General features: G+C 73.2%; 20 protein-coding genes. 8 read left to right on the forward strand and 12 right to left on the reverse strand.

Translation table 11 applies throughout. The annotated features are described in order from the left end of the window. Positions 1-257: 257 nt before the first annotated feature. Complete coding sequence (locus GA0070562_RS06150) at positions 258-1502, reverse strand: cellulose binding domain-containing protein (protein WP_091416657.1); 1245 nt, start codon at positions 1500-1502, stop codon at positions 258-260. 429 nt (positions 1503-1931) lie between these two features. On the opposite strand from GA0070562_RS06150, the gene GA0070562_RS06155 reads away from it, so the two are divergent. Both GA0070562_RS06155 and GA0070562_RS06160 read left to right on the forward strand, forming a co-directional pair. Continuing rightward, complete coding sequence (locus tag GA0070562_RS06155) at positions 1932-2270, forward strand: PadR family transcriptional regulator (RefSeq protein WP_091416661.1); 339 nt, start codon at positions 1932-1934, stop codon at positions 2268-2270. Further along, positions 2267-3244, forward strand: a complete 978-nt coding sequence (locus GA0070562_RS06160) for an HAAS signaling domain-containing protein (protein WP_175438661.1) — start codon at positions 2267-2269, stop codon at positions 3242-3244. Before GA0070562_RS06155 ends, GA0070562_RS06160 begins: the two co-directional genes overlap by 4 nt. A 36-nt stretch (positions 3245-3280) precedes the next feature. On the opposite strand, the gene GA0070562_RS06165 is transcribed toward GA0070562_RS06160, so the two are convergent. After that, on the reverse strand, positions 3281-5311 hold the full coding sequence (locus tag GA0070562_RS06165) for an acyl-CoA dehydrogenase family protein (RefSeq protein ID WP_091416665.1): 2031 nt from the start codon (positions 5309-5311) through the stop codon (positions 3281-3283). Between the two features lie 170 nt (positions 5312-5481). On the opposite strand from GA0070562_RS06165, the gene GA0070562_RS06170 reads away from it, so the two are divergent. Genes GA0070562_RS06170 through GA0070562_RS06180 form a run of 3 tightly spaced genes read left to right on the forward strand, consistent with a single transcriptional unit; the run spans position 5482 to position 10548 of the window. After that, complete coding sequence (locus tag GA0070562_RS06170; protein ID WP_091416669.1) at positions 5482-7203, forward strand: ABC transporter transmembrane domain-containing protein; 1722 nt, start codon at positions 5482-5484, stop codon at positions 7201-7203. Beyond that, entirely contained in the window at positions 7200-8990 is a 1791-nt protein-coding gene (locus GA0070562_RS06175) for an ABC transporter ATP-binding protein (protein ID WP_091416672.1), read from the forward strand. Before GA0070562_RS06170 ends, GA0070562_RS06175 begins: the two co-directional genes overlap by 4 nt. 34 nt (positions 8991-9024) lie before the next feature. Further along, positions 9025-10548, forward strand: coding sequence for a class I SAM-dependent methyltransferase (locus GA0070562_RS06180; RefSeq protein ID WP_091416675.1), 1524 nt, complete (start codon positions 9025-9027; stop codon positions 10546-10548). Positions 10549-10606: 58 nt separating this feature from the next. Here GA0070562_RS06180 and GA0070562_RS06185 read toward each other — a convergent pair whose 3' ends face one another. Genes GA0070562_RS06185 through GA0070562_RS06210 form a run of 6 tightly spaced genes read right to left on the reverse strand, consistent with a single transcriptional unit; the run spans position 10607 to position 15701 of the window. Beyond that, positions 10607-11302 carry a LysE family translocator gene (locus tag GA0070562_RS06185; protein WP_091416678.1) on the reverse strand — a complete coding sequence of 232 codons (696 nt, stop codon included), beginning with the start codon at positions 11300-11302 and terminating at the stop codon, positions 10607-10609. Continuing rightward, positions 11295-11669 (reverse strand): avidin-fold protein, encoded by a 375-nt coding sequence (locus GA0070562_RS06190; RefSeq protein WP_244253758.1) that lies wholly within the window; start codon positions 11667-11669, stop codon positions 11295-11297. Before GA0070562_RS06190 ends, GA0070562_RS06185 begins: the two co-directional genes overlap by 8 nt. Before the next feature lie 5 nt (positions 11670-11674). Beyond that, positions 11675-12934: a SidA/IucD/PvdA family monooxygenase gene (locus tag GA0070562_RS06195; protein WP_091416684.1), complete on the reverse strand. Its 1260-nt coding sequence runs from the start codon at positions 12932-12934 to the stop codon at positions 11675-11677. After that, on the reverse strand, positions 12934-13977 hold the full coding sequence (locus tag GA0070562_RS06200; RefSeq protein ID WP_091416688.1) for an NAD(P)/FAD-dependent oxidoreductase: 1044 nt from the start codon (positions 13975-13977) through the stop codon (positions 12934-12936). The genes GA0070562_RS06195 and GA0070562_RS06200 overlap by 1 nt, the downstream gene beginning before the upstream one ends. Further along, positions 13970-15334 carry a class I tRNA ligase family protein gene (locus GA0070562_RS06205; RefSeq protein ID WP_091416691.1) on the reverse strand — a complete coding sequence of 455 codons (1365 nt, stop codon included), beginning with the start codon at positions 15332-15334 and terminating at the stop codon, positions 13970-13972. The genes GA0070562_RS06200 and GA0070562_RS06205 overlap by 8 nt, the downstream gene beginning before the upstream one ends. Beyond that, positions 15327-15701 (reverse strand): cupin domain-containing protein, encoded by a 375-nt coding sequence (locus GA0070562_RS06210; protein ID WP_091416694.1) that lies wholly within the window; start codon positions 15699-15701, stop codon positions 15327-15329. Before GA0070562_RS06210 ends, GA0070562_RS06205 begins: the two co-directional genes overlap by 8 nt. Positions 15702-15998: 297 nt before the next feature. Here GA0070562_RS06210 and GA0070562_RS06215 point away from each other — a divergent pair, with 297 nt between their 5' ends. After that, positions 15999-16904 (forward strand): helix-turn-helix domain-containing protein, encoded by a 906-nt coding sequence (locus GA0070562_RS06215; protein WP_244253759.1) that lies wholly within the window; start codon positions 15999-16001, stop codon positions 16902-16904. A 48-nt stretch (positions 16905-16952) separates the two neighbouring features. Here GA0070562_RS06215 and GA0070562_RS06220 read toward each other — a convergent pair whose 3' ends face one another. Next, positions 16953-17627, reverse strand: a complete 675-nt coding sequence (locus GA0070562_RS06220) for a pyridoxamine 5'-phosphate oxidase family protein (RefSeq protein WP_091416700.1) — start codon at positions 17625-17627, stop codon at positions 16953-16955. Between the two features lie 229 nt (positions 17628-17856). On the opposite strand from GA0070562_RS06220, the gene GA0070562_RS06225 reads away from it, so the two are divergent. After that, entirely contained in the window at positions 17857-18387 is a 531-nt protein-coding gene (locus GA0070562_RS06225; protein ID WP_208576252.1) for a hypothetical protein, read from the forward strand. Positions 18388-18652: 265 nt separating this feature from the next. Next, on the forward strand, positions 18653-19435 hold the full coding sequence (locus GA0070562_RS06230) for an AfsR/SARP family transcriptional regulator (RefSeq protein WP_091416704.1): 783 nt from the start codon (positions 18653-18655) through the stop codon (positions 19433-19435). Between the two features lie 60 nt (positions 19436-19495). On the opposite strand, the gene GA0070562_RS06235 is transcribed toward GA0070562_RS06230, so the two are convergent. The 3 genes from GA0070562_RS06235 to GA0070562_RS06245 form a co-directional block, all read right to left on the reverse strand. Further along, complete coding sequence (locus GA0070562_RS06235) at positions 19496-20152, reverse strand: response regulator (RefSeq protein WP_225853063.1); 657 nt, start codon at positions 20150-20152, stop codon at positions 19496-19498. 20 nt (positions 20153-20172) lie between these two features. Then, a complete protein-coding gene (locus GA0070562_RS06240) occupies positions 20173-21189 on the reverse strand; it encodes a sensor histidine kinase (RefSeq protein ID WP_175438662.1) in 1017 nt (338 codons plus the stop codon). Positions 21190-21353: 164 nt separating this feature from the next. Further along, the gene (locus tag GA0070562_RS06245) at positions 21354-21899 is read right to left on the reverse strand and encodes a DUF3995 domain-containing protein (protein WP_091416714.1); all 546 of its coding nucleotides are present in this window, start codon (positions 21897-21899) and stop codon (positions 21354-21356) included. Positions 21900-22091: the final 192 nt, after the last annotated feature.

Below are 22091 nucleotides of genomic sequence, written 5' to 3' on the forward strand. Positions count from 1 at the left end.
CGGTGACAACCGTTCGGCGGAACCCTAGCCCAACCATCAACCATGTCAACTTCGTGTGGATGACGGGAAGGCTTACGGCACAGGACTTTCCGGTGCGTGCGGCGCTCGGCTCGGCCCCCCGCCGGTCGCGCTAGCAGGCAGTCTTCCCGGGCCCGGTCCGTACCGTCCACGACGGACCGGTGGCGGGCCAGGGGTCGCGGCGAGACGATACTCACCTCGTCGGGGCCGGCGTCCGGCACCGGCCCCGACGAGGTGGTTCAGCTCCCGGCGCAGGTGGCGGTGGCGCCGCCGCCGGTTCCGATGCCCTGGAATCCGAAGGTGGTGGTCTGCCCCGCGCCCAGCTGTCCGTTGTAGCTCTGGTTGGCCACGGCGACGGTGCCGCTGGTGCCGCTGGGCACGCCGTTCCACAGCGAGCTGATCGCGGCGCCGCCGGGCAGCGTGAGCGTCACGCGCCAGCCGGTCAGCGCGGTGCTCCCGGCGGTGACCGCCACGTTGGCGACGAAGCCACCGTTCCACTGGTCCTGGACGGTGTAGACGGCGGTGCAGGAGGCCCCGCCCGGCGGCGGTGTGGTCGGCGGCGGGGTCGTGGGCGGCGGCGTGGTCGGCGGGGGCGTCGTGGGCGGGGGAGTGGTGGGCGGGGGAGTGGTGGGCGGCGGGCCGTCCAGCGTCAGGTTCTTCTGCTGGACGCTCCACTGGCTGCGGCACAGGCCGCAGTCCGGGCCGACGAAGTTGGCGCCGGCGCTGATGTCGCCCTTCAGGCGCCACTTGAGGTAGAGCACCGCGACCCGGCCGAACTCGCCGCCGTTGGGCTGGTCGTACGTGCCGCCGTGCCCGACGTTCAGGTTGCCCATGAAGGCGGGCAGCCCGGCCGGCAGCTTGCCCCAGTCGTCCATCGCGTTCGGGTACGCGATGTCGCTGGGCCCGCCGATGAAGTACGCGATCGGTCTGGTCAGTCTCCGCAGCTGGTAGTCGTCGGCGTCGTTGAGCAGGCCGCTGCTGAAGATGCCGGTGGTGGTGACGCGCGGGTCGTTCGAGACCGCGTACGCCTCCACGCCCCCGCAGGAGAACCCGGCCACGGCGATCTTCGTGGTGTCGATCCGGTTGAAGTATTTGCTGCCCGACCGGGAGTTCTCCGCCACCGCCCAGTCGATGGACTGGGTGAGCATCTGGGAGTTTGTGGAGCCGGAGCCGTTCGGTGCGCCGTTGGCGATGGCGAGGAAGCCGTGGGAGGCGATCTCGCGGAGGAAGTTGCCCTGCGACAGGCCGTTCGCCGAGCAGGCGCCGTTGCCCCAGACCAGGACGGGAAGGCGCTCGGACGGGAGCGTCTGGGGCCGGAAGATGGTGTGGTTGGGCAGGCTCGACGAGGTCTCGTAGTCGGCGGGGTAGGGCCCCGAGCCGCCGATCGCGGCGCCCGCGGGTGTCGCGCCGAGCGCCACGATCACGGAGGCGAGCGGGACGAGGGCGGCCGCCAGCCCGGCGTAGATCTTCGATCTTCTTCTCATGCGCCCTCCAGGGGACGTCGTGACGGCGCTCCCTGGATGGTGGTGGTGGCGGTGTGTCGGCCACGTCGATGTGGCGCCGCCGCGATGCGTCCCAGCGGAGGGACCGGCGGGAGCTTTGCAGTCACTATCACCGCCGTAACGAAATGTGTCAATAAACGTCGGTCGATGCCTGCCGCCCGTTCCCGGCCGACGCCGACTGGCTGCTCGGCTGGAGCGGCGGCTTCCAGAACGTGATCGGCTACCAGTCCGCCGACTGCGGCGGGCACGGGTACGGGCTCGGCCTCTTCCGGGGCTGGACGACGCGCGGCACCTTCGGCTCCTACCGGACGCTCTGACAAGCCCCGCGACGCCGGTCCGCGGTACGCCGTGCGGGGCGTACCGCGGACCCCTCGCGCCACATGCCTTGCATAACAAGGTATCTTGCGATGCATGGACGGCGCACGTGAGCGGATCACCACGAACATCCGCAAGGGCGTGCTGGAGTACTGCGTGCTCGCGTTGCTCTCGCGACGCGACATGTACGGCCTGGAGCTGGCCGAGTGGCTCGCCGTCCGTGGCCTGACCGCGAGCGAGGGCAGCCTGTACCCGCTGCTCGCCCGCATGCGGCAGGCGGGCACCGTGGAGACCCGGTGGGTGGCGCCCGAGCAGGGGCACGCCCGGCGGTACTACACGATCACCGATCAGGGGCGGGCGCACCTGCGGATGTTCGCGGCGGTGTGGCGGGAGATCCAGCCGCACGTGGACGAGCTGATGGTGGAGGAGACATGAGCGACGACGGCCTCCCGGAGGCGGCGGAGACCTACCTGCGGGCACTCGACGCGGAGTTGTCGGAGATCCCGCCGGACCCGGCGCGCGAGATCGTCGCGGACGTCCGCGCGCACATCGCGGACGCGCTGGACGGTGGACGCGACATCGCCGAGATCCTCGCCGGTCTCGGCGGTGCGGACGCCGTGGCGAGCCAGGCGCGGGAGGAACTGGGCCTGCCGGTCCGGGACGGCGCGGAGCGGGCCGCCCGGACGCTGTCAGTGGTCGCGGTGGCGGCCGGCGTGCTGATCGCCGTGTGCGTGAGCTTCCTGCTGCCGTCCACGGTGCCGGTGGACCCGCTCGGGGCCGACTCCGGCGAGCAGGGCGTCGTCCGCCGGTTCGGCCCCGGGATCGCGATGCTCACCCTGCTGCCGGCGCTCCTCGTGGCCGCGCCGCTCGTGCTGCCCGGCCGGGTCCGCGGCGCAGCACGGTTCGCCGCCGCGACGGTCCTGACCGTGGCCGCCTGCGCGGCCGGCGAGATCGGCCTGTACTACTTCCCGCTCGCGCTGGTGGCCTGGGCGGCGGCGATCGTGCCGTGGGCCGTGCGGCGAGGCGCCGGTGGACGGTGGTGGAGCTACCTGACCGGCGGCTTCGTGGCGCTGCCCGGCGTGCTCGTGGCGGTCGCGTCGGCCGGCGGCTCGGTCGGTGTCGGCTGGGTGGGCGCGGCGCTGTGGATCGCCGGACCACTCGCGGCCGGCGCGCTGTGCGCGTACGGCATCCGGGCGGGATACGCGGCGACCGCCCTGGCCGGCGCGCTCGTCATGATCCTCTCGATGGCCGAGCGCGGCTTCCTGTTCGCCGCGTTCTGGCTGTTCGGCGGGCTGTACCTGGCGATCGGCGCCGGCGCGTACGCCGCGTCGCGGGCGGCCGACGGCGAACCGGCCGGGACAACCGGCCGACCGGCACGGACGCGCCCCGCACCGGCCCCCGGAGGCTGACCGAGGGCCGTGACGCCGGCGTCTCCGGCCGGCCGCCTACGGGGCGGCGGCCGCCGAGTCGGCGACGCCGCCCGGCGAATCGGTCCCGGCGGCCTGCGGGTCGGCGGCGTCGTGCGCGGCCATCTCGTCCTGCCGGGCGGGCTCCTCGCGCAGGATCGCGGCGTGCAGCCACGCGTCCGGGATGGCGAAGCCGTCGACGAGCGTGCGCATGTACGGGCGCAGCTCCTTGAGCAGCCCGTTCACCACGCCGGTGATCGCCTTCGACCGGGCCGGGGTGAGCCGGCCGTGCTCCAGCAGCCAGCCCTTGTTCGCCTCGATGACGCTCAGCGCGTACAGGTCGCAGACCCGCGACAGCAGCTCCTTGACCGCCGGGTCGGCGGTGGCGTCGATACCTGCTACGAACGCCTCCAGGGTCACCCGGTCGACGTGCGCGGCGGCGACGGCGAGGACGTGGTCCTGGACGTCGTTGAAGATGTCGAACGGACGGTCCTTCTTGCTGGAGGCGCCACCGCGCAGGCGGCGGACCGCGCTGTCGAGCAGGTGCTCCTCCCGGTCCTCGAACACCTTGAGCTGCCAGCCCCGGTCGGTGACGGCTACCTCGTCGTCCCGGCCCGGCACGGCGCCGACCAGCCGCGCGATGAGCGCCCGCGCGGCGGTGCGCTCCAGCACCATCTCGCGTACCTGCTCGGCGACGAAGGAGGCACGCCCCCAGCCGTCCAGCGAGCCGAACTCGTCCCGGTAGCCGGTCAGCAACCCCTTGGCGACCAGCTGGAGCAGGACCGTGTTGTCGCCCTCGAACGTGGTGAAGACGTCGGTGTCGGCCTTGAGGCTGGGCAGCCGGTTCTCCGACAGGTAACCGGCGCCGCCGCACGCCTCCCGGCACGCCTGGATGGTGCGTGTGGCGTGCCAGGTCTGCGCCGCCTTGAGCCCGGCGGCCCGGGACTCCAGCTCCCGCTGCCGGTGCTCGTCGACCGGCCCGTCGCCGCCCTGGATCTCGTCGAGCGCGGCGACCAGCTCGGTCTGGGCGAAGTGCAGCGCGTACGTGGTGGCCAGTGCGGGCAGCAGCTTGCGCTGGTGGGCCAGGTAGTCGTTGAGCAGCACCTCGCGGTCGCCCTCGGCGTCACTGAACTGGCGGCGGATGTCGCCGTACCGCACCGCGATGGCGAGCGCCGCCTTGGTGGCCGCCGACGCGGCGCCGCCCACGCTGACCCGGCCCCGCACCAGCGTGCCGAGCATGGTGAAGAAGCGGCGGGAGTCGTTCTCGATCGGGCTGGTGTACGTACCGTCCTCGGCCACCTGCGCGTACCGGTCCAGCAGCATGTTCCGCGGCACCCGTACGTGGTCGAAGCTGAGCCGCCCGTTGTCGACGCCGAGCAGGCCGGCCTTGGGCCCGGCGTCGCCGATGGTCACGCCGGGCATCGGGTTGCCGTGCTCGTCGCGGATCGGCACCAGCCACGCGTGCACCCCGTGGCGGCGCCCACCGCTGATCAGCTGGGCGAAGACCACAGCCATCCGACCGTCCCGGGCCGCGTTGCCGATGTAGTCCTTGCGCGCCGCCTCGTGTGGCGTGTGCAGGTCGAAGGTCTGCGTCTGCGGGTCGTACACGCAGGTGGTGCGCAGCTCCTGCACGTCCGAGCCGTGGCCGGTCTCGGTCATCGCGAAGCAACCGAAGATTCGTCCCTCGACGATGTCCCGGAGGTAGGCGTCGTGGTGCCGCTTCGTGCCGAGCGCGGCGACCGCGCCGCCGAACAGGCCCCACTGCACGCCGGCCTTCACCATCAGTGACAGGTCGACCTGGGCCAGCATCTCGGTGGCGACGATCGAGGCGCCCACGTCGGACCGGCCGCCGTACTCGGCCGGGAAGCCCGCGGCGATGCCCAGCTCGACCGGCAGTTCGCCGAGCAGCCGGGTGATGCGCTGGCGCGCCTCGTCGCCGGTCTCGCCGTAGACCGGGAGGAAACGCTCGTCGAGGTGTTTGCGGTGAGCCTGACGGACCTCGGCCCACGGTCCGTCGAGCGTCTCCTGAAGGCGGGCGATGTCGATGCGGCCGGACGCTTGATCGAGCATGGTCGCTCCTCGGGGCGGCGGACATATGGGTGCACTCTCGGCCTGATCAACATTACCGGCGGTCACCGCGCCCCGCTGGCGGAGGCCGTGGTGAGCCGTGCCACCCGGCTCGGCCACCACGAGGCCTGAGGTTAGGCTGTCCTCACTTCGATCACTGGAGGCAACCCCTCGTGTCCCCGCTCCCCGTCGGCAGCGCCGTCACGGCCCGGCACGTGCTCCGTCAGGCGTTGCGCCGCCAGCGGCGGCCGGTGCTGATCGGCGTGACGCTGCTCGGCCTGCACCAGGTCGCCGAGGCGCTCGTGCCGGTGGCGATCGGCCTCATCATCGACCGCGCCGTGGTGACCGGCGACCCGTGGGCGCTGGCGTACTCGGTCGCCGGCCTCGCGGCCCTTTTCGCCGTGCTCGCGTTCGCCTACCGCAACGGCGCCCGCCAGGCATTCGCCGCGGTGGAGCGGGAGGCGCACCTGCTGCGGGTGGAGATGGCCGAGCGCGCGCTCGACCCGCGCGGGCACCGCTCCGGCCTGCGCGACGGCGAGCTGCTCTCGGTCGCCGCCTCCGACGCCGAACTCTCCGCGCTCGTGGTGCGGGTGGCCGGGTTCGGCGTCGCCGCGGTGACCGCGCTCACCGTCGCGGCGACCGCCCTGCTGGTCATCGACGTCCCCCTCGGACTCGGCGTGCTCGTCGGCGTACCGGTGCTGGTCCTGGTGCTGCAACGGATGGCGCCGCTGCTGTCCCGGCGCAGCGCCTCCCAACAGGAGGCCCTCGCCGAGACCACCGCGCTCGCCGTGGACCTCGTCTCCGGCCTGCGCGTGCTGCGCGGCATCGGCGCCCAGCACCACGCCGCCGGCCGGTACGCCGCCGCCAGCCGCAACGCCCTCGCGGTCACGCTGCGCGCCGCCAACACCAAGGGGCTCCACCTCGGGCTCACCACCGCCGCCAACGGCCTGTTCCTCGCGGCCGTCGCCGGAGTGGCCGGCTGGCTCGCCCTGCGCGGCCGGCTCACCATCGGCGAGCTGGTCACAGTGGTCGGGCTCGCGCAGTTCGTCGCCGAGCCGGTGCAGACCATGGGCTGGTGCGTGCAGCTGTTCGCGATGGCCCGCGCCTCCGCCGCCCGGGTGGCGCGCGTGCTCGGCGCCGAGCCGCTCACCCGGCCCGGTGACGCGCCGGCGCCGGCACACCCGGACGGGCCACGGCTGGCCCTCGACGACGTCGGGCACGCCGGACTGGACGGGGTGAACCTGCGCGTCGGCCCCGGCGAGGTGGTCGGTGTGCTCGCGTACGACCCGGCCGACGCCGACGCGCTGGTGGCGCTGCTGTCCGGGCGGGTGCCGCCGGACGCGCGCCGCGGCGCCGTGCGTGTCGACGGCGTACCCGCCGACGACCTGCACGTCGACGCGCTGCGCGGCACCGTGCTGGTCGAGCCGCACGACGTGACGCTCTTCGAGGGCACGGTGGCGGCCAACCTCGCCGCCGGTGCCCGTACCGACCAGGCGCGGCTGCACGCCGCCGTCCGGGCCGCCGCCGCCCAGGACGTGGTGGACGCGCACCCCGGCGGCCTCGACCACCGGCTCGTCGAGCGGGGCGCGAACCTCTCCGGGGGACAGCGCCAGCGGCTCGGGCTGGCGCGGGCGCTGCACGCCGACCCGCCCGTGCTGGTGCTGCACGACCCCACCACCGCCGTCGACGCGGCCACCGAGGCGCAGCTCGCCGAGGGACTGGCCGCAGCGCGCCGGGTGGCGCCCCGGGGCACGCTGCTGATCACCAGCAGCCCCGCCCTGCTGCGGATCACCGACCGGGTGGTGGTGATCGCCGACGGCCGGGTGGCCGCCGAGGGACCGCACGAACGCCTGCTGGCCTCCGACGCCCGCTACCGCGAGGAGACACTGCGGTGACCGCTGACCCGCGTACCCCCGGCCGGACGTTGCTGCCGGTCGCGTCCGCCCGGCAGACCTGGACCACGCTCGGCGCCCAGTTCCGCGCCCGGCCCGGCCTCGCCGCCGCCGCCGCGACGGTGCTCGTCGCCGCCGCCACGGGCGGCCTGGTCGCGCCCTGGGTGCTCGGCCGCCTGGTCGACGACGTCATCGCCGACGCCCCGGTCTCCCGGATCGCCGGCCGGGTGGCGGTGATCGCTGCCGCCGCCGTGGTCACCGGCCTGCTCACGGCGCTCGGCGCCGCGCTCGCGTCCCGGCTCGGCGAGACGGTGCTGGCCCGGCTGCGCGAGCGCGTCCTCGACCGGGCGCTGCACCTGCCGTCGGCGACGCTGGAGCGGGCCGGCACCGGTGACCTGCTGGCCCGCGTCGGCGACGACGTGGCGGTGGTGACGAACGTGATCGCGGTGAGCGGACCGGCGTTCGTCGGCGCACTGCTGTCCGTCGTGCTCACCGTGTTCGGGCTGGTCGCGCTGGACTGGCGGCTCGGCCTCGCCGGGCTGGTGGCCGCGCCCGCGTACGCGCTGGCGCTGCGCTGGTACCTGCGGCGCTCGATGCCGTACTACGCCCGCGAGCGGGTCGCCACCGGCGAGCGGACGCAGGCGCTGGCCGGCGCGCTGCGCGGCGCGGCGACGGTGCGCGCGTACCGGACCGAGGACGCGCACGTGGCGGCGATCGCCGAGCGGTCCGGCCTGGCCCGCGACCTGTCGCTGGAGATCTTCAACCTGCACACCCGCTTCGGGCTGCGGATCAACAGGTCGGAGTTCCTCGGCCTGGCCGCGGTGCTCGTGGCCGGGTTCTTCCTGGTCCGTGACGACCTGGTCACCGTCGGCGCGGCGACCACCGCCGCGCTCTACTTCCACCGCCTGTTCAACCCGATCGGCCTGCTGCTGATGGAGTCCGACTCGGTGTTGCAGGCCGGCGCGAGCCTCGCCCGCCTGGTCGGCGTGGCGAACCTGCCCGACACCGCACCGGCCACCGCGCCCGGCCCGGCCGCACCGCCCGCCGGCCCGCGCGGCCCGGCGGCGCTGGACGTCACCGTGCGCCGGCACCACTACGACGACGGGCCGCTGGTGCTGGCCGACGTCGAGCTGCGCCTGGCACCGGGGGAGCGGGTCGCGCTCGTCGGCGCCAGCGGCGCCGGCAAGAGCACACTCGCCGGCATCGCCGCCGGGATCATCGCGCCCACCGACGGATCGGTACGCCTCGACGGCGTGCCGCTGACCGGGGCGGGCGAGGTCACCTCCCGGCGCGACGTGGCACTGGTCAGCCAGGAGGTGCACGTCTTCGCCGGGCCGCTCGCCGAGGACCTGCGCCTGGCCGCCCCGGACGCGAGCGATGCCGAGCTGCTCGACGCGCTGGAGCGGGTCGGCGCCACCACCTGGCTGCGTGCCCTGCCGGACGGGCTGGCGACGCCGGTGGGCGAGGGCGGCCACCGGCTCACCGCCGCCCAGGCCCAGCAGGTGGCCCTGGCCCGGCTGGTGCTCACCGCGCCCGCCGTCGCCGTACTGGACGAGGCGACCGCCGAGGCCGGCAGCGCCGGAGCCCGCGACCTGGACCGGGCGGCGTTGGCGGCCACGCGGGGGCGTACCACGCTGATCGTGGCGCACCGGCTCAGCCAGGCGGTCACCGCGGACCGGATCGTCGTGCTCGACCACGGCCGGATCGTGGAGCAGGGCACGCACGACGAGCTGCTGGCCGCCGACGGCCGGTACGGCCATCTGTGGCGTTCCTGGCGCGTCCCCGTATGATCACCGACCGCTCCACCGCCCAGGCGAGGTGTCCATGACCGACCTGCCGACCCGCTTCGTGCTGTTCCCCGGGCGGCATCACCTGCTGACCCGGTTCCAGGCCGACTACCTGCGCCGGCTCGCCGGCGACGAGGCCACAGTGGTCTGGGCGGTGACGTCGGCCAACCACGAGAACACCCGGCGCAACCCCGTCGCATACCACAGGCGGGAGGCCGCGATCGAGCGGTTCAGCGTGCTGACCGGGCTGCGTTCGCTGGCCGTGCCGATCTTCGACACCGCGTACACCGACGCGTTCGCGGAGGTCACGCTCAAGAGCATCGCGGTGGCCACCGGGCTCGAACTCACGCCCGCCGACACGGTGGTGGCCTGCTCCACACCGGAGGTCGCGAAGCTGTACGAGCGGCTCGGCTTCGCGATCGCGCTGGTCGAGGCGGACCCCGACCTGCCGGAGACGCCCGAACGGCCGTGGGACGTGCTGCTGCGCCTGGCCGGCGGCGACGAGACCTGGCGTACGCTCACCCACCCGGCGACGATCGACGTGTTCGAGCGCTACCGCCTGGTCGAGGCGATCCGGTCGGTGGTGAACGACCCGCTGGTGGGCGACGAGGGCGGCCTCACGGTGACCCGCGACTACCGGACGTACGTGGAGGCGTTCGCCTCGGCCGCGCAACGCAAGTGGGACTCGGTGCGCCGGTACGTGCAGCCCGGACGCATCGTGGACATCGGCTGCGGGGCGGGCGCGGTGCTGGAGCTGGCCGACCGGGAGGCCGCGCTGCGGGAGAGCGACCTGATCGGCGTGGAGGTGGCCCGCCACCTCTACCAGGAGTGCCTGCACAAGAAGGCACAGGGCGTGTTCCGCAACGCCAACGTGTACTTCTTCCACCGCAACGTCCTCGGCGGCGCGGTGTTCAAGGATCGGTCGGTGGACACCACGCTCACCTTCGCGCTCACCCACGAGATCTGGTCGTACGGGCGGCAGCGGGAGTCGCTGCTCCAGTTCGCCCGCCGCATCCACGACCACACCGTGCCCGGCGGCGTCTGGATCAACAGTGACGTGTGCGGACCGGACGACCCCGGGCGGCAGGTGATCCTGCGGCTGGCCGCCGACGACGGCGACAACCCCGCCTCGCCCCGCCTGGATCTGGCCGACCTGACCTCGGCCGAGGTCCGGCGGTACGTCTCGGGACTGTCGACGCGGGCGCGGCTGGACCAGTTCGCCGTCGACTTCGCGTTCGGCTTCGAATACGAGCCGCTGGCCGACGGCGCGGTACGTCTCGGCCTGGGCGCGGCGATGGACTACCTGACCCGTAAGGACTACACCGACAACTGGCTGTCGGAGACGAAGGAGCAGTTCTGCGGCCTGAGCTTCGCCGACTGGACGGCGCTGCTCACCGAGGCGGGCTTCGAGATCGGCCCGGCCTCGGCGCCGGTCCGCAACGACTGGGTGGTCGACAACCGGATCGCGCCGGTCGCGTCCCTCACCGGCCTGGACGGCCGGCCGCTGGACTGGCCGACCACCCACGTCCTCACCGTCGCCCACCGCCCGCGCAACGACTGACACCACGGCGCCCGCCGGCCCGGCTGTGCGGCCGGGCCGGCGGGCGCCGCGGTTCGGCTCAGTGGCTCAGCGCGATCCGCACCGCCAGGACGATCAGGATCAGCCCGGTCAGCCGTTCGATCACCAGCAGCACCGAGGGCCGGGTCAGCCAGGGCTGCAACCGGTCGATGAGCAGGATGTAGCAGGCCCACCAGAGCACGGCGAGGCCGATGAACGTGGCGGCCAGCACCGCCGTGCGGGCCGCCGCCCCGTCGCCGGGCTTGACGAACTGCGGCACGAACGAGACGTAGAAGACGACCACCTTGACGTTCAGCAGCTGGCTCGTGACGCCCATGACGAACGAGCGCCGGGCCACGTGCGGCTCGTCGGCGACCGGGGTGTCCCGGACCGGCGCGCTGACGTCCGTGCCGGCACCGGCCCCACCCGCGCCGACCGGGACCGGCTGCGCCACCGGGGCTGTCCGGCGGGGCCGGGTGGCCCAGAGGATGGTGCCGCCCAGGTAGAGCAGGTACAGCGCACCGGCGACGCGCAGCACCGTGTAGAGCGCCGGTGAGGAGACCAGCAGGGCGGACAGACCGGCGGTGGCGAGCGAGGCGTGCACCAGGGCGGCGGCGAACAGCCCGGCCAGCACCACGAATCCGGCCCGCCGCCCGTACCTGACGGTCTGCCGGGTGACCAGGGCGAAGTCGACGCCCGGCACGATGATGATGAGCAGGCTCGCGGCGACGAAGCTGACGATCTGGATGTCAGACACGCTGCTCCTCCCTCGCCTCGACACGGGCCGGGCCGGCCTCCTCGATGACCGAGACGCCGCTGTCGCGGCGCGGCCCGTGCCGGCGCCACTGCTCGCGCAGCCGGATCCGGCCGTCCGGCAGCCGCTCAGGCCGGGACTCGCACTCGCCGACCACGATCCTGCCGTCGGTGAGCACCTCCAGGTACGCGAAGCGCACCACGCCCTGCGCGTCGCAGGTGCCGGCGAGCCGGCCGTGCCGTACCGGGCCGCCGGAGATCTCCGCCCAGACCAGGTCGCCGCGCTGGTGGTAGTGCCCCCGCAGCGGATCGGCGTCACCGGCGTGGTCGACGGAGACGAAGATCCGGTCGTCGTAGTCGAATGACGTCATCGCGCTCACGCCCATCGGGTGCTCAGGTAGTCGTCGCGGAACCGGCAGACGGTGCGGCCGGCGATCGAGTTGAGGATCATCGCGCTACGGATCGGCAGGATGCTCAGGTTGGAGTCGACGAGCCCCTGGACGTACCGCCCCCGGTTCAGCACGAAGATCTTGTGGTCGTCGGCGTGCTTCCACCGGATCGAGTAGTCCGACTCGATGATCGGCTCGCCGCGCTCGTCCAGGTCGAGCAGCGCGGTCAGCTCCGGATCGAAGGGCAGCGGCGCCTGCCGGCGTCCCGCCGCGACGACCAGGTTCACCGCCCGGTGCCGTTCCTCGCCGCTGCCGGCGGTCAGGCACTCCAGCTCGACCTCCCCGTCGAGCTGCCGGGCTCCGGTCACGGTCCGGCTCGGCATGATCGTGACCGGGAACCGGCCGGTACGCAGCCGCTCCTCGTAGTTGTGCTGGTAGACGCCGCGCAACGTGCCCGGGGAGATGCCGTCGCTGGTCAGGATCTGGCCGGAGACGAGGCGTTCCCGCACGTCCCGGGACAGGGTGAGGAACGCCTCCTGGTAGGCGGGCCGGTACAGGTCGTTCGCCGACGGGGAGTCCTCCAGCGGGGCGAACCACGACCGCCGCCCGATCCACTTGATGTCGCGGCAGCCGCGGGCGAGCAGCGCCGCGACGCACTCCGCGCTGGTCTGGCCGCTGCCGATCACGATCCACGGCAGGTCCGGCTCGTCCGGCACGGTGGCGAGTCGCCGGTGCAGCTCGTCGGCGACGAACAGGTGCCGGGGATCCAGGGCGTCCAGGAAGTCCGGTACGAAAGCGACGGTCCCGCTGCCGAGCACCAGGTGCCGGGAGCGGGCGAGGGCCGCACCGCCGCTGCGGCTGACGATCGCACCGTCGAACTCGACCCGGTCGACGCGGGTGCCGTACGTGATGCGCGGCAACTGGCCCGCCGCCCACACCAGGTACTGCTGGTACTCGATCCGGGGGATGGTGTCGAACCCGGCGCCCAGCAGGGCGTACACCCGGCCGGTGGTGACCAGGTAGTTGAGGAACGACAGCGGGTGGGTCGGGTCGTAGAGCGAGACCAGGTCCTTGACCCAGCCGGTCTGCATGCGTACGCCGCTGTGCAGCATCCCGTCGTGCCAGCCCGGCCGGTCCCGCGCCTCGAACAACGCGATGTCGTGCGGTGCGAGGGTGTCGTACATCGCCGCGAGGCTCAGGTTCGCCGGCCCGGCGCCGATTCCCACTGTGTGAAAGGTCTGCGTCATCAGTCTGCCTCTGTCTGGCCGTGGGGGACAGGGATCGCGGTTCGGGTGTTCAGCAGGGCGGTGGCGGCGAGCCGGCTGGCGGCCAGGACGGTCTTGGCGGCGCCGCCGCTGCCGCCGGTGAACGTGTGTACGGCGCCGGCCACGTGGCGCAGGGCCAGGCCGGCGGGCTCGCTGTAGCAGTCGGCGGCGCTCACCGGCGGGCCGACCGGTCGCGGATCCAGGCCGGGCAGCCGCTGCGTGGCCACCGCCCGGACCCGTGCCGCCAGTGCGGTGTCCGGTTCGGGTGCCGGCGGGTCGACGTCCCACCTGTCGCTCGGCAGCCCGAGCAGCACGCGCCCCGGACCGGCCGGCCGGCCGTAGAGACCGCTGGTCTCGTCCACGAAGCACGGCAGGTCGGCCCGGCCGGTGGCGTGACGGGTGTACTGGATGTGCTTGGTGCGCAGCGAGGTCGGCAGCCCGGCGGCGCGCAGCAGCCGTGGGGTCCAGGCGCCGGCGGCCACGACGACGAGGTCGCCGGTGAGGCGGCGGCCGTCGCGCAGTTCGACCACGCGGTCGTCGAGGCGGGCCACCGGTGTCGTCTCGGTGCGGTCCAGGCCACGCATGACGGTCCGGCGCAGCCGGTCCGGATCGAGGTAGCCGGCCCGGCGCTCCCAGATCCCCACCGTGCCGTCCGGGAGCCCGGCGAAGCCGAACCGGTGGGCGACCTCGTCCCGGGTCAGCACCTCGGCGCCGTCCACGCCGGCCGCCGCCCCGGCGTCGAGCAGGTAGAGCGAGCCGGTCCGCCGCCACCCGGCGGCGGTCGCGAGGGACGGGTCGCCCAGCAGCTCGGCGAGGCTCGCGGCCGCCAGGGACCGGGCGGCCGGATCGGGCTCGAAGGCCCGCACCAGCCCACCGGACGCGGCCGTCGCGTCGGCGGGCCGTCCGGCCGCGCCGCTGTCGGACGGCCCGATCAGGACCGCCTCGGCGCCCGCGTCCCGCAGCCGCCGGGCCAGCAGGACACCGCTCACGCCCGCGCCGACGACGAGCACGCGCGGCTCACCCATCGGACTCCGCCGCTTCCGCGCCGCCGATGACGCCGAGCAGCCGGGCCGCCCGCTCCGGCCGGCCGGGGTACGCGGCCAGCGCCGCCCGGACCGCGGTGGCGGGGTCGAAGTGCTCCAGGCGCAGCGCCTGCTCGCCTCGGGTCAGCTCGGTGTCGGCCAGGACGCCGTCCAGGCCGGCGGTGGTGCCGGCCAGGGTCGCGGCGTACCGGGCGGTGAACGCCTCGTACGCCTCGGGGCGGAAGTCCGACTCGTAGCTGTCCGGCCGGTCCCAGCTCAGGAACGCCCGGATCACCGCCGGGTCCTCGGTGGCCAGGAACTCGTGCGCCCAGATCGCGTGTTCGCGGCTGGTGGAGAACTTGGAGCCGGTGAGCCGGTAGAACTCGTTGACCACCAGCCCGGTCGGCCGGTCGGGCAGCCCGGCGGCCAGGTGCAGTGCCGGGATGAGCAGCGCGTAGTAGAAGGCGTTGTCGATCCCGAGGAAGATCCACTGCTCGTCCACGTCACGCCACGCGTCCAGGTACCCGGCCAGCGTGTCCGCGTCCGGCCGCAGGTGGCGGGCGGGCAGGACCAGGTTGGCCAGGGCCATCTCGGCCCAGACGTCGATGCGCAGGCCGTCGTCCCACTCGATTCCCCAGTCCGTCGGGTACGCCAGCGGCACCTCCGGCAGCCCGCCGTCGAGGTGGGACGCGACGAGGCGCCGCAGCCGGGGCGGCAGCACCGCGCGGGACCAGAACTCGGCGAGTCGTTCCCGGTGGTCGTCGAGCCGGAGCACCGGGACCGTGTGCGTGACCGGCTCGGGTGACGCCTCGCAGCAGGTCGAACGCGCGCCGATCAGGTTCGCGGCGGTGCAGAAGCCACCGCACCCCTCGCAGGTGCCGCCGTTCGCGCCGGCGCCGCAGGCCGGGCAGCGCCCGGCGACCCGGACGTGGTGCAGGGTCCGCCCACAGGCCGCGCAGGCGCGCAGCGACACCGGGGCGACCTCCACCACCTTGGCCTCGACCAGTTCGGTGAGCAGGCCGGCCACCGCCCGGCGGTAGCTCTCGTCTTCCAGCGGGTCGGCCATGACGTCGTACCGGATGCGTGCGGCGCGCAACGCGGCGTGGATCAACGACCCGTAGCGGGCGACCGTGTCGGCCGGGGTCTCGCCGTGCGCCTGCGCCCGGGCCAGCACGTAGTTCTGGTGCGCGTCCAGGCCGCACTGGGTCACCACCCGCCTGCCGGCGGCACGCAGCGCGCGGGCCGCGACGTCGCCGGCGACGTACGGGCCGCTCAGGTGCCCGAGGTGCAGCGGCCCGTTCGGCGTCGGTGGCGGCGTCACCACCAGCACCGCGCCGGCGGCGGTCCGTCCGTCAGCCACGGCCGGTCCCGTCGCCCGCGTCGGCGGCGCCGTCGGCGCGGGGCATCCAGTAGATGCTGAGGATGGTGAGCGGCTGCTCCGGCGAGGGGTTGTGGATGACGTGACGCTGCTCGGGTTCGAGCAGGATCACCCCGCCGGTCGGCACCTCGACCTTCTCGCCGCCCGCCTCGTAGATGGCGGTGCCGCGGGTCACCACGGCGAACTCCACCTCGGGGTGGATGTCCTCGCTGCTGCTGCCACCGGGCGGGATCACGCACCACATGGCGTCGAACGGCAACGGGCCGAGATCGCGGTACTGCGTCCAGCGGCCGATCTGGATGCCGTACTCGTCGGTGAGTTCGGCGGTGTCGCTGACGTACCTTCGCATGTTCGTCCTCCTGGTCGGCGCGATTCCCGTCGGGCGCGCCGGACGGATCAGGTTTGCGGAGAGTGACCGGAAGTGGTGCTTGTGCGACGCCATGCCGGTCTCCCGCCCGGGTGGCAATTCGACTCCGGTCGATAGCGTCGGAACCACTGTGGACCTAACCTCGGCTGGCTAACAGGAGCTTCACCGGCAGATCACCGGCAATGGCGCTGCTGATTGCCCGCTCAGTTGTCACGCCGCGGTGGTCCGCCTGTACGAATCCGCCAGAACCGGTACGGAGACGACGCTGTGATCGGCTACATGGATACGTTGGGTGATGAAATCGCTACCGCTCGGCGACGGGCCAACCTCACACAGGAGGAGCTGGCCGCCCGCACCGGCCTGAGTGTCCGGAGCATCCGCAACCTGGAGTCGTCGCGGGTGACCAGCCCGCGGCCGGCGACCGTCCGGCTGCTGCGCGAGGTGCTCGGCCTGCCGGCCCATCCGGCGCCGGCCCGGATCCGTCCCATGCAGTTGCCGCTGGAGATCCCCGGCTTCACCGGGCGCTCGGCACAACTGCGGCAACTCGACCGGCTGCTCGACGGCGGACCACGACGGATGTCCAGTGTCGTGGTGTGCGTCCTGTCCGGACGCTCCGGAATCGGCAAGACGGCGCTGGCGCTGCGCTGGGCCCACCGGTCCGCCGCCCGGTTCGTCGACGGGGTGCTGCACGTCCAGCTCGGCGGCAGCGACTCGCGCCGCCCGGCGGTGGCGCCGGCGGAGGCGCTCGGTGGCCTCATGGAGGCGCTCGACGTACCGGGCGGCATTCCGTGCGGCCCGGCCGCGCGCGCCGGTCTCTACCGCAGCGTGCTCGCCGGACGCCGGATGCTCATCGTGCTCGACGACGCGCGCGACGCCGACCAGGTACGGCCGCTGCTCCCCGGCGTCCCCGGCTGCATGGTGGTGGTGACCAGCCGGGACCGCCTCACCGGACTGGTCGTCGGCGAGGCGGCGCGCCCGGTCGTGGTGGACGAGCTGGCTGCCGGCGAGGCGTGGGAACTGCTGGCGGCCCGTCTCGGCGAGCGCCGGCTGACCGCCGAACGCGAGGCGGTACGGCAGATCATCGCCCACTGCGCGGGGGTGCCCCGGGCGCTGGCCGTGGTCGCCGCCCGCGCCGCCGTCCAGCCCCGGCTGCCGCTCGCGGAGGTGGCCCGGCGGCTGCGGTAGGACGCCGCCGGACCGGGGCGGTCGCGTGTGCGCGGCCGCCCCGGGCGGTCAGTGCCTGTCGACGCGGGTGCCGGCGCGGGCGGCCACGTGTGCCGGCACCGGTGCCGTCGGCGGGAGCGCCGGATCGGTCACCGGCTGCTGCCAGCGCGCCACCAGCGGAAGCTCGCCGGCCCAGAGCCCGAGCGCGGCGTCCGGGCTGTCGCCGTCGTCCGGCGGGCCGCTGCGGGTCTTGACCGACGCCTCCGCCAGCGGCAGCGCCAGCAGGGCCGTGGCCGCCAGCTCCCGCCGGTTCGGGCGGCGGGCGTGGTCCCACTGGCCGGGTGCCACGTGCTCGGTCAGCAGCCGCAGGCCGTGCAGCTTCTCCTCGGTGTCGGTCACCCACCGGGGCCGGCCGTAGACCATCGCGCTGCGGTAGTTGACCCCGTGCTCGAACACCGAGCGCGCCAGCACCAGGCCGTCGACCACGGTGACCGTGACGCAGACGTCGGTGTCGGTGGTGAGGCTCCGGCTGGCCACCGAGCCGTGCAGGTAGAGGTGGCGGTCGTCGAACCCGTAGACGGTGGGTACCACCATCGGGTCACCGTCCACCAGGGCGCCGAGGTGGCAGACGAACCCGGCCCGGAGCACGTCGAGCAGGGCGGCGCGGTCGTGGTGCCCCTTCTCCTTCATCCGGCGCAGGCTCGTGCGGGGCGTCGCGGACAACTGCCCGTGGGCATCGGTCATGAGTGATCTCCTGTCGGCCCCGCCGTTTCTACCGGGCCGGCTCCGGATCATCAAGGACCGGTGCCCGGTCGGGCGGTGCGCCGGCGGACGGCTTCCAGCCGTCGTCGACGCACTCTCGACCCGCGCGGAGTTCACTGGTCGATCGGCGAATGCGCGCACCGACCGGGGCGCGTGGCCGGCCGGCTCATCGACAAGGCGGACAGTTGTGCTGATTGAGAGACTGCGGCGGTTGGACCCTCGGGTATGGAACGCCACGCCGGAGGAGGTCGCCGACCGCTATCCGTGCGATCGGTACCTGACCGTGCCGTTCCGCTCGTTCGTCCGGGCGGTGGACGTGGCGGCGCCGGTTCCGGTGGTCTACCGGTGGCTGTGCCAGCTCAAGGTGGCGCCGTACAGCTACGACCTGGTCGACAACCTCGGACGGCGCAGCCCGCGGACCCTCACTCCGGGCGCGGAGAAGCTGGCGGCGGGGCAGAAGTTCTTGATCTTCACGGTGGCCGAGTTCGCTCTCGACGACCACCTCACCGGCGTCATCGCCGATCGCCATCGACGTAGCTACGGCGAGGTGGCGGTGACCTACCGGGTCAGTCCCGCCCCGCAGGGCACGCGACTGGTCGGGCGGCTCGACGTGGGCGCCTCGACCACGTTCGAGCGTGCCCGCCGCAGCGCGCTGGCCGTCGGTGACGCGCTCATGGGGCGCAGGCAACTCCTCAACATCAAGTCGTTGGCGGAGGCGACCGCGCGGGACGCCGGGGCCTGACGGCCTGCTCCGCGCGCTGTTGCGGCGCTGTTCGGGGTGCCCCGGAAGTGGTGCGAATAGTATTCGCAAAGCGCGGCTGGCCATGCGATTTATTTGATCTGAGGAATGTCGGCTGAGCATGCGGCGGATTCGATGAACTACCTCTAAAGACGTACTGCCGCGTTCCGATTGGTGGCCGTGATGATCACGTTGGGCGCAGCGGGAGCGGATTCCGGCTGGTCGACGATTAGCGTCTACGCCAGTTGCGAAGAGAAGAGGGTACACAATGCTCCGCTTCAACATTCTCGGCGGCCTGGAAGTGCGGCACGACGGTGTCGACTGCGCCCCCACCGCACCCAAGGTGCGGGCCGTTCTGGCGCTGCTGCTGCTGCGGGCGAACCAGACCGTGAGCCAGGACAGCATCTTCCACTGGTTGTGGGGCGACCGACCGCCCCGGAGCGCGGCCACCACCACGCAGACGTACATCTACCAGCTCCGTAACCTGTTCGAGCGGGTCGGCGCCACCGGGCCCTCCGGCCAGCTTCTCGTGACCCGCCCGGCGGGCTACCGCATGTCGATGCGGGAGGACCAGCTTGACGCCACCCTCTTCGCCCGCCTCTGTCGCGAGGGTGACGGCCTGTTGGACCAGGGACGGCCCGTCGAGGCCGTCCAGGTGCTGCGCCGTGCCCTGTCGCTGTGGCGGGGGCCGGTGCTCGACGACGTCAGCGTCGGGGCGTGGACAAGTGCGGACGTCACCCACCTGGCCGAGCTGCGGATGCGGGCGCTGGAGCTGCGCATCGAGGCCGACGCCCGGCTCGGCCGGCACCGGGAACTCGTCACCGAGCTGCGTGCACTGGTCGCGGCGCACCCGCTCAACGAGTGGCTCCACGCCCACCTGATCTCGTCGTTGAGCCGGTGCGGGCGAAGGGCCGAAGCGCTGAGCGCGTATCAGAGCCTGCGGCAGACGCTGTCCGAGGAACTCGGTCTCGAACCGACGCCGGAGTTGCAGGACCTCCAACGGCAGGTGCTCAACGGCGCGGACGCGCGCCTGCTGGTGCCGGCCGGCTGAGCCCAGCCGACCCGGGCCCCATGTCGGCGTGGTGACGACATGGGGCCCGAGCGTGTACGGCTAGCCTCGGGGCGCCGGCGCGGCCGGCTTCTCCACCGTGATCAGGTTCGACGCCACGGCCTTGTTCACCGCGTCGAGCCGGGACACCGCCCCCAGCTTCGTGAACACGTTGCGCAGGTGCCGTTTGACGGTCCCCTCGGTGATGTCCAGCCGCCGCCCGATCTGCGAGTTGCTGTACGCCTGGGCCACCAGGGCGAGGATCTCCGCCTCGCGGGCGGACAGGATGCTGGAGCGGCCGTCGCTGACCCGTTCGAAGCTCTCCCGCGAGATCGACAGCATCACCCGGTCGCCGTCGCCCCGCACGCTGCGCAGCGTCGCCACGAGGTCGTCGCGGGTGACGGTCTTGACCAGGTACGCCTGGGCTCCGGCGCCGAGCAGCTCCTTCACGACGGCAGGCTCGTCGAACATGCTGAGGATGATGATCCGGGTGTCCGGGGCGACGGCGAGCGTACGGGCGATGGTGGCCGCGGCCTGCTCGCCCGGGATGCCCGCGTCGAGGAGCATCACGTCCGGCCGGTGCCTCGCCGCCATCACCACCGCCTCGGCGCCCGTGCCGGCCTCGCCGAGTACGACCAGGTCGGGCTCCATCGACAGCAGCTCGCGCAGGCCGTGCCGGAACAGTGCGTGGTCGTCGACGAGCACGATGGTGATGGACACGTCGGATTCAGCAGGCGGTGTCATGTCTTCCTCGACAGGGGGACGAAGATCTCGATGTGCGTGCCGCGCCCCGGTGCGGTCTGCACGACGAGCTTCCCACCGAGCAGTTCGATCCGCTCGCGCATGGAGGTCAGCCCGTGCCCGTGCACGGACCGGCCGGAGGCCGGATCGAAGCCCTGTCCGTCGTCGCCCACCCAGGCGCGTACCTCGTGCGGTGCGATGTCGATGTGGCTCACGATCGTGCTCGCGCCGGCGTGGTGGAACGCGTTGCGCAGCGCCTCACGTACCACGAGGAAGAGCTCCGCGAGCGCCTCGGCCGGCACCCATGACTCGTCCCCGCTGATCGCGAGGTCGACCACCGCGCTGCCGTCGGTCATCGCCGAGACGAACCCGCGCAGAGCCTGTTCCAGGTTGTTGAACTCGGACTCCAGGCGCAGGTCCGTCGCCACGCCCCGGAGCGCGTCCATGCTCTGCACGCTGGCCTCGTAGGCGACCTCCACCTTCTCCTGGAGCCGGTTCAGGTCGACCTCGGCGTACCGCTTGGCCAGCTGCAGGTTGCGGTTCACCACGCTTGTCGGCCCGCCCACCCGGTCGTGCAGTTCCCGGGCGATCCGGCGGCGCTCCGCCATCTGGGCCTGCCGCACCCGGTCGAGCAGGAACGCCAGGTACGACTCGGAGGACCAGCGGATGCGCGTGAGGACGCTGCGTTGCAGCGCCTGATTGGCGGTCCGGAAGATGCACGTGGCGTCGGGCAGACCGGCCGCGGTCTCGATCACCGCGTCCAGCACGGGCTCGATCAGTTCGTTCGCGGCCCGCAGCGAGTCGACCGGGTGGATCACGGCTCGGGGGGCGGGCTTCGGGCCGGCCTGCGAGGCGAGGCCGATCCGCACTTCGTTGATCTCGGGCTGACCGGTGCGCAGGCTCGCCGTGACGTCGTCCAGCACCTGCCCGGCCTGGGCGACTATCTGGTCCATCTGGTCCTGGTCGAGGCCCAGCTCACCGGTGACCGTCAGGAGACGCTTCCGAAAGGTGGCCATAATTGCAGCGTGCCGGCCCTCGAACGCGCTCGCTACGGACAAGCCTGTGGCGAGCGCGTTCGTATCCATAAGCCCTCTGCCCCCTCGCCCCGACCGGCCTGCGAAGGATAGTTTCCATTGGCCGTGCCGAGTGGGCAAGATCTCGCCGGGACAATCTCCTCAGTTCACCGTTTTGTGTTGTTGAGTAGCCCCGGCGGTCGAGTGTAGGAAATTGCGGCCAATGTGAACAGGGCCCCACCGGAGAGCCAGACCGGATCCCAGAGAAACAGATGCCAGGGCAGAGCCGATCCGAGCCCGGCGGGCAGATCGACGACGCCGGCCACAATCAGCAGGTGCTGCGTCAGGTTGGCCAGGCCGTAGAGAGACAGCAACGCCGCCGCGCCCCAGCCGCCGAGCAGCAGCAGCCAGCGCGGCACCCAGCGCGGGCGTCCGGTGGCCAGCGCCAGACCCAGCGGCGCGGCGAGCAGCTTGAGCACCGCGGTGCCCCAGAGCAGCGCGACGAACGCCGGCTCCCGGGCCAGCGCCGGCTCCTCGACAGCCGGGCCGATCGTGCCCTGGCCCAGGAGGCCGCCGGCCGCCCAGTAGAAGCTGAGCCCCGCGAACAGCAGTGCCCATATGCAGGCGCCGTACCCGGCCCAGGAGCCCGGCCGCACGCCGGTGGTGCCGTCGCCGCTCCGGCCGTCGGTGTTCGTCACGGTGCTGCGGCTCAAGGGTCCTCCCGGTCGGTCGGTGCGGCGGTCCGTCGGATGGTATCGATGAAGTCCCGCGCCGGCGGAACGCCGGCCCGCCCGACGGTCACCCGTCCTCCTCGAAGCACTCTCCAGGCCTGCTCGACGTGCCGTTGCCCTGCTCGAGGTGATGTCGAGGGCGCCGCGAGGCCCGCACAAGGCCGCGGCCCGAGG

This window comes from Micromonospora tulbaghiae, from assembly GCF_900091605.1.
In the GTDB taxonomy this organism is placed as follows: Bacteria; Actinomycetota; Actinomycetes; order Mycobacteriales; family Micromonosporaceae; genus Micromonospora; species Micromonospora tulbaghiae.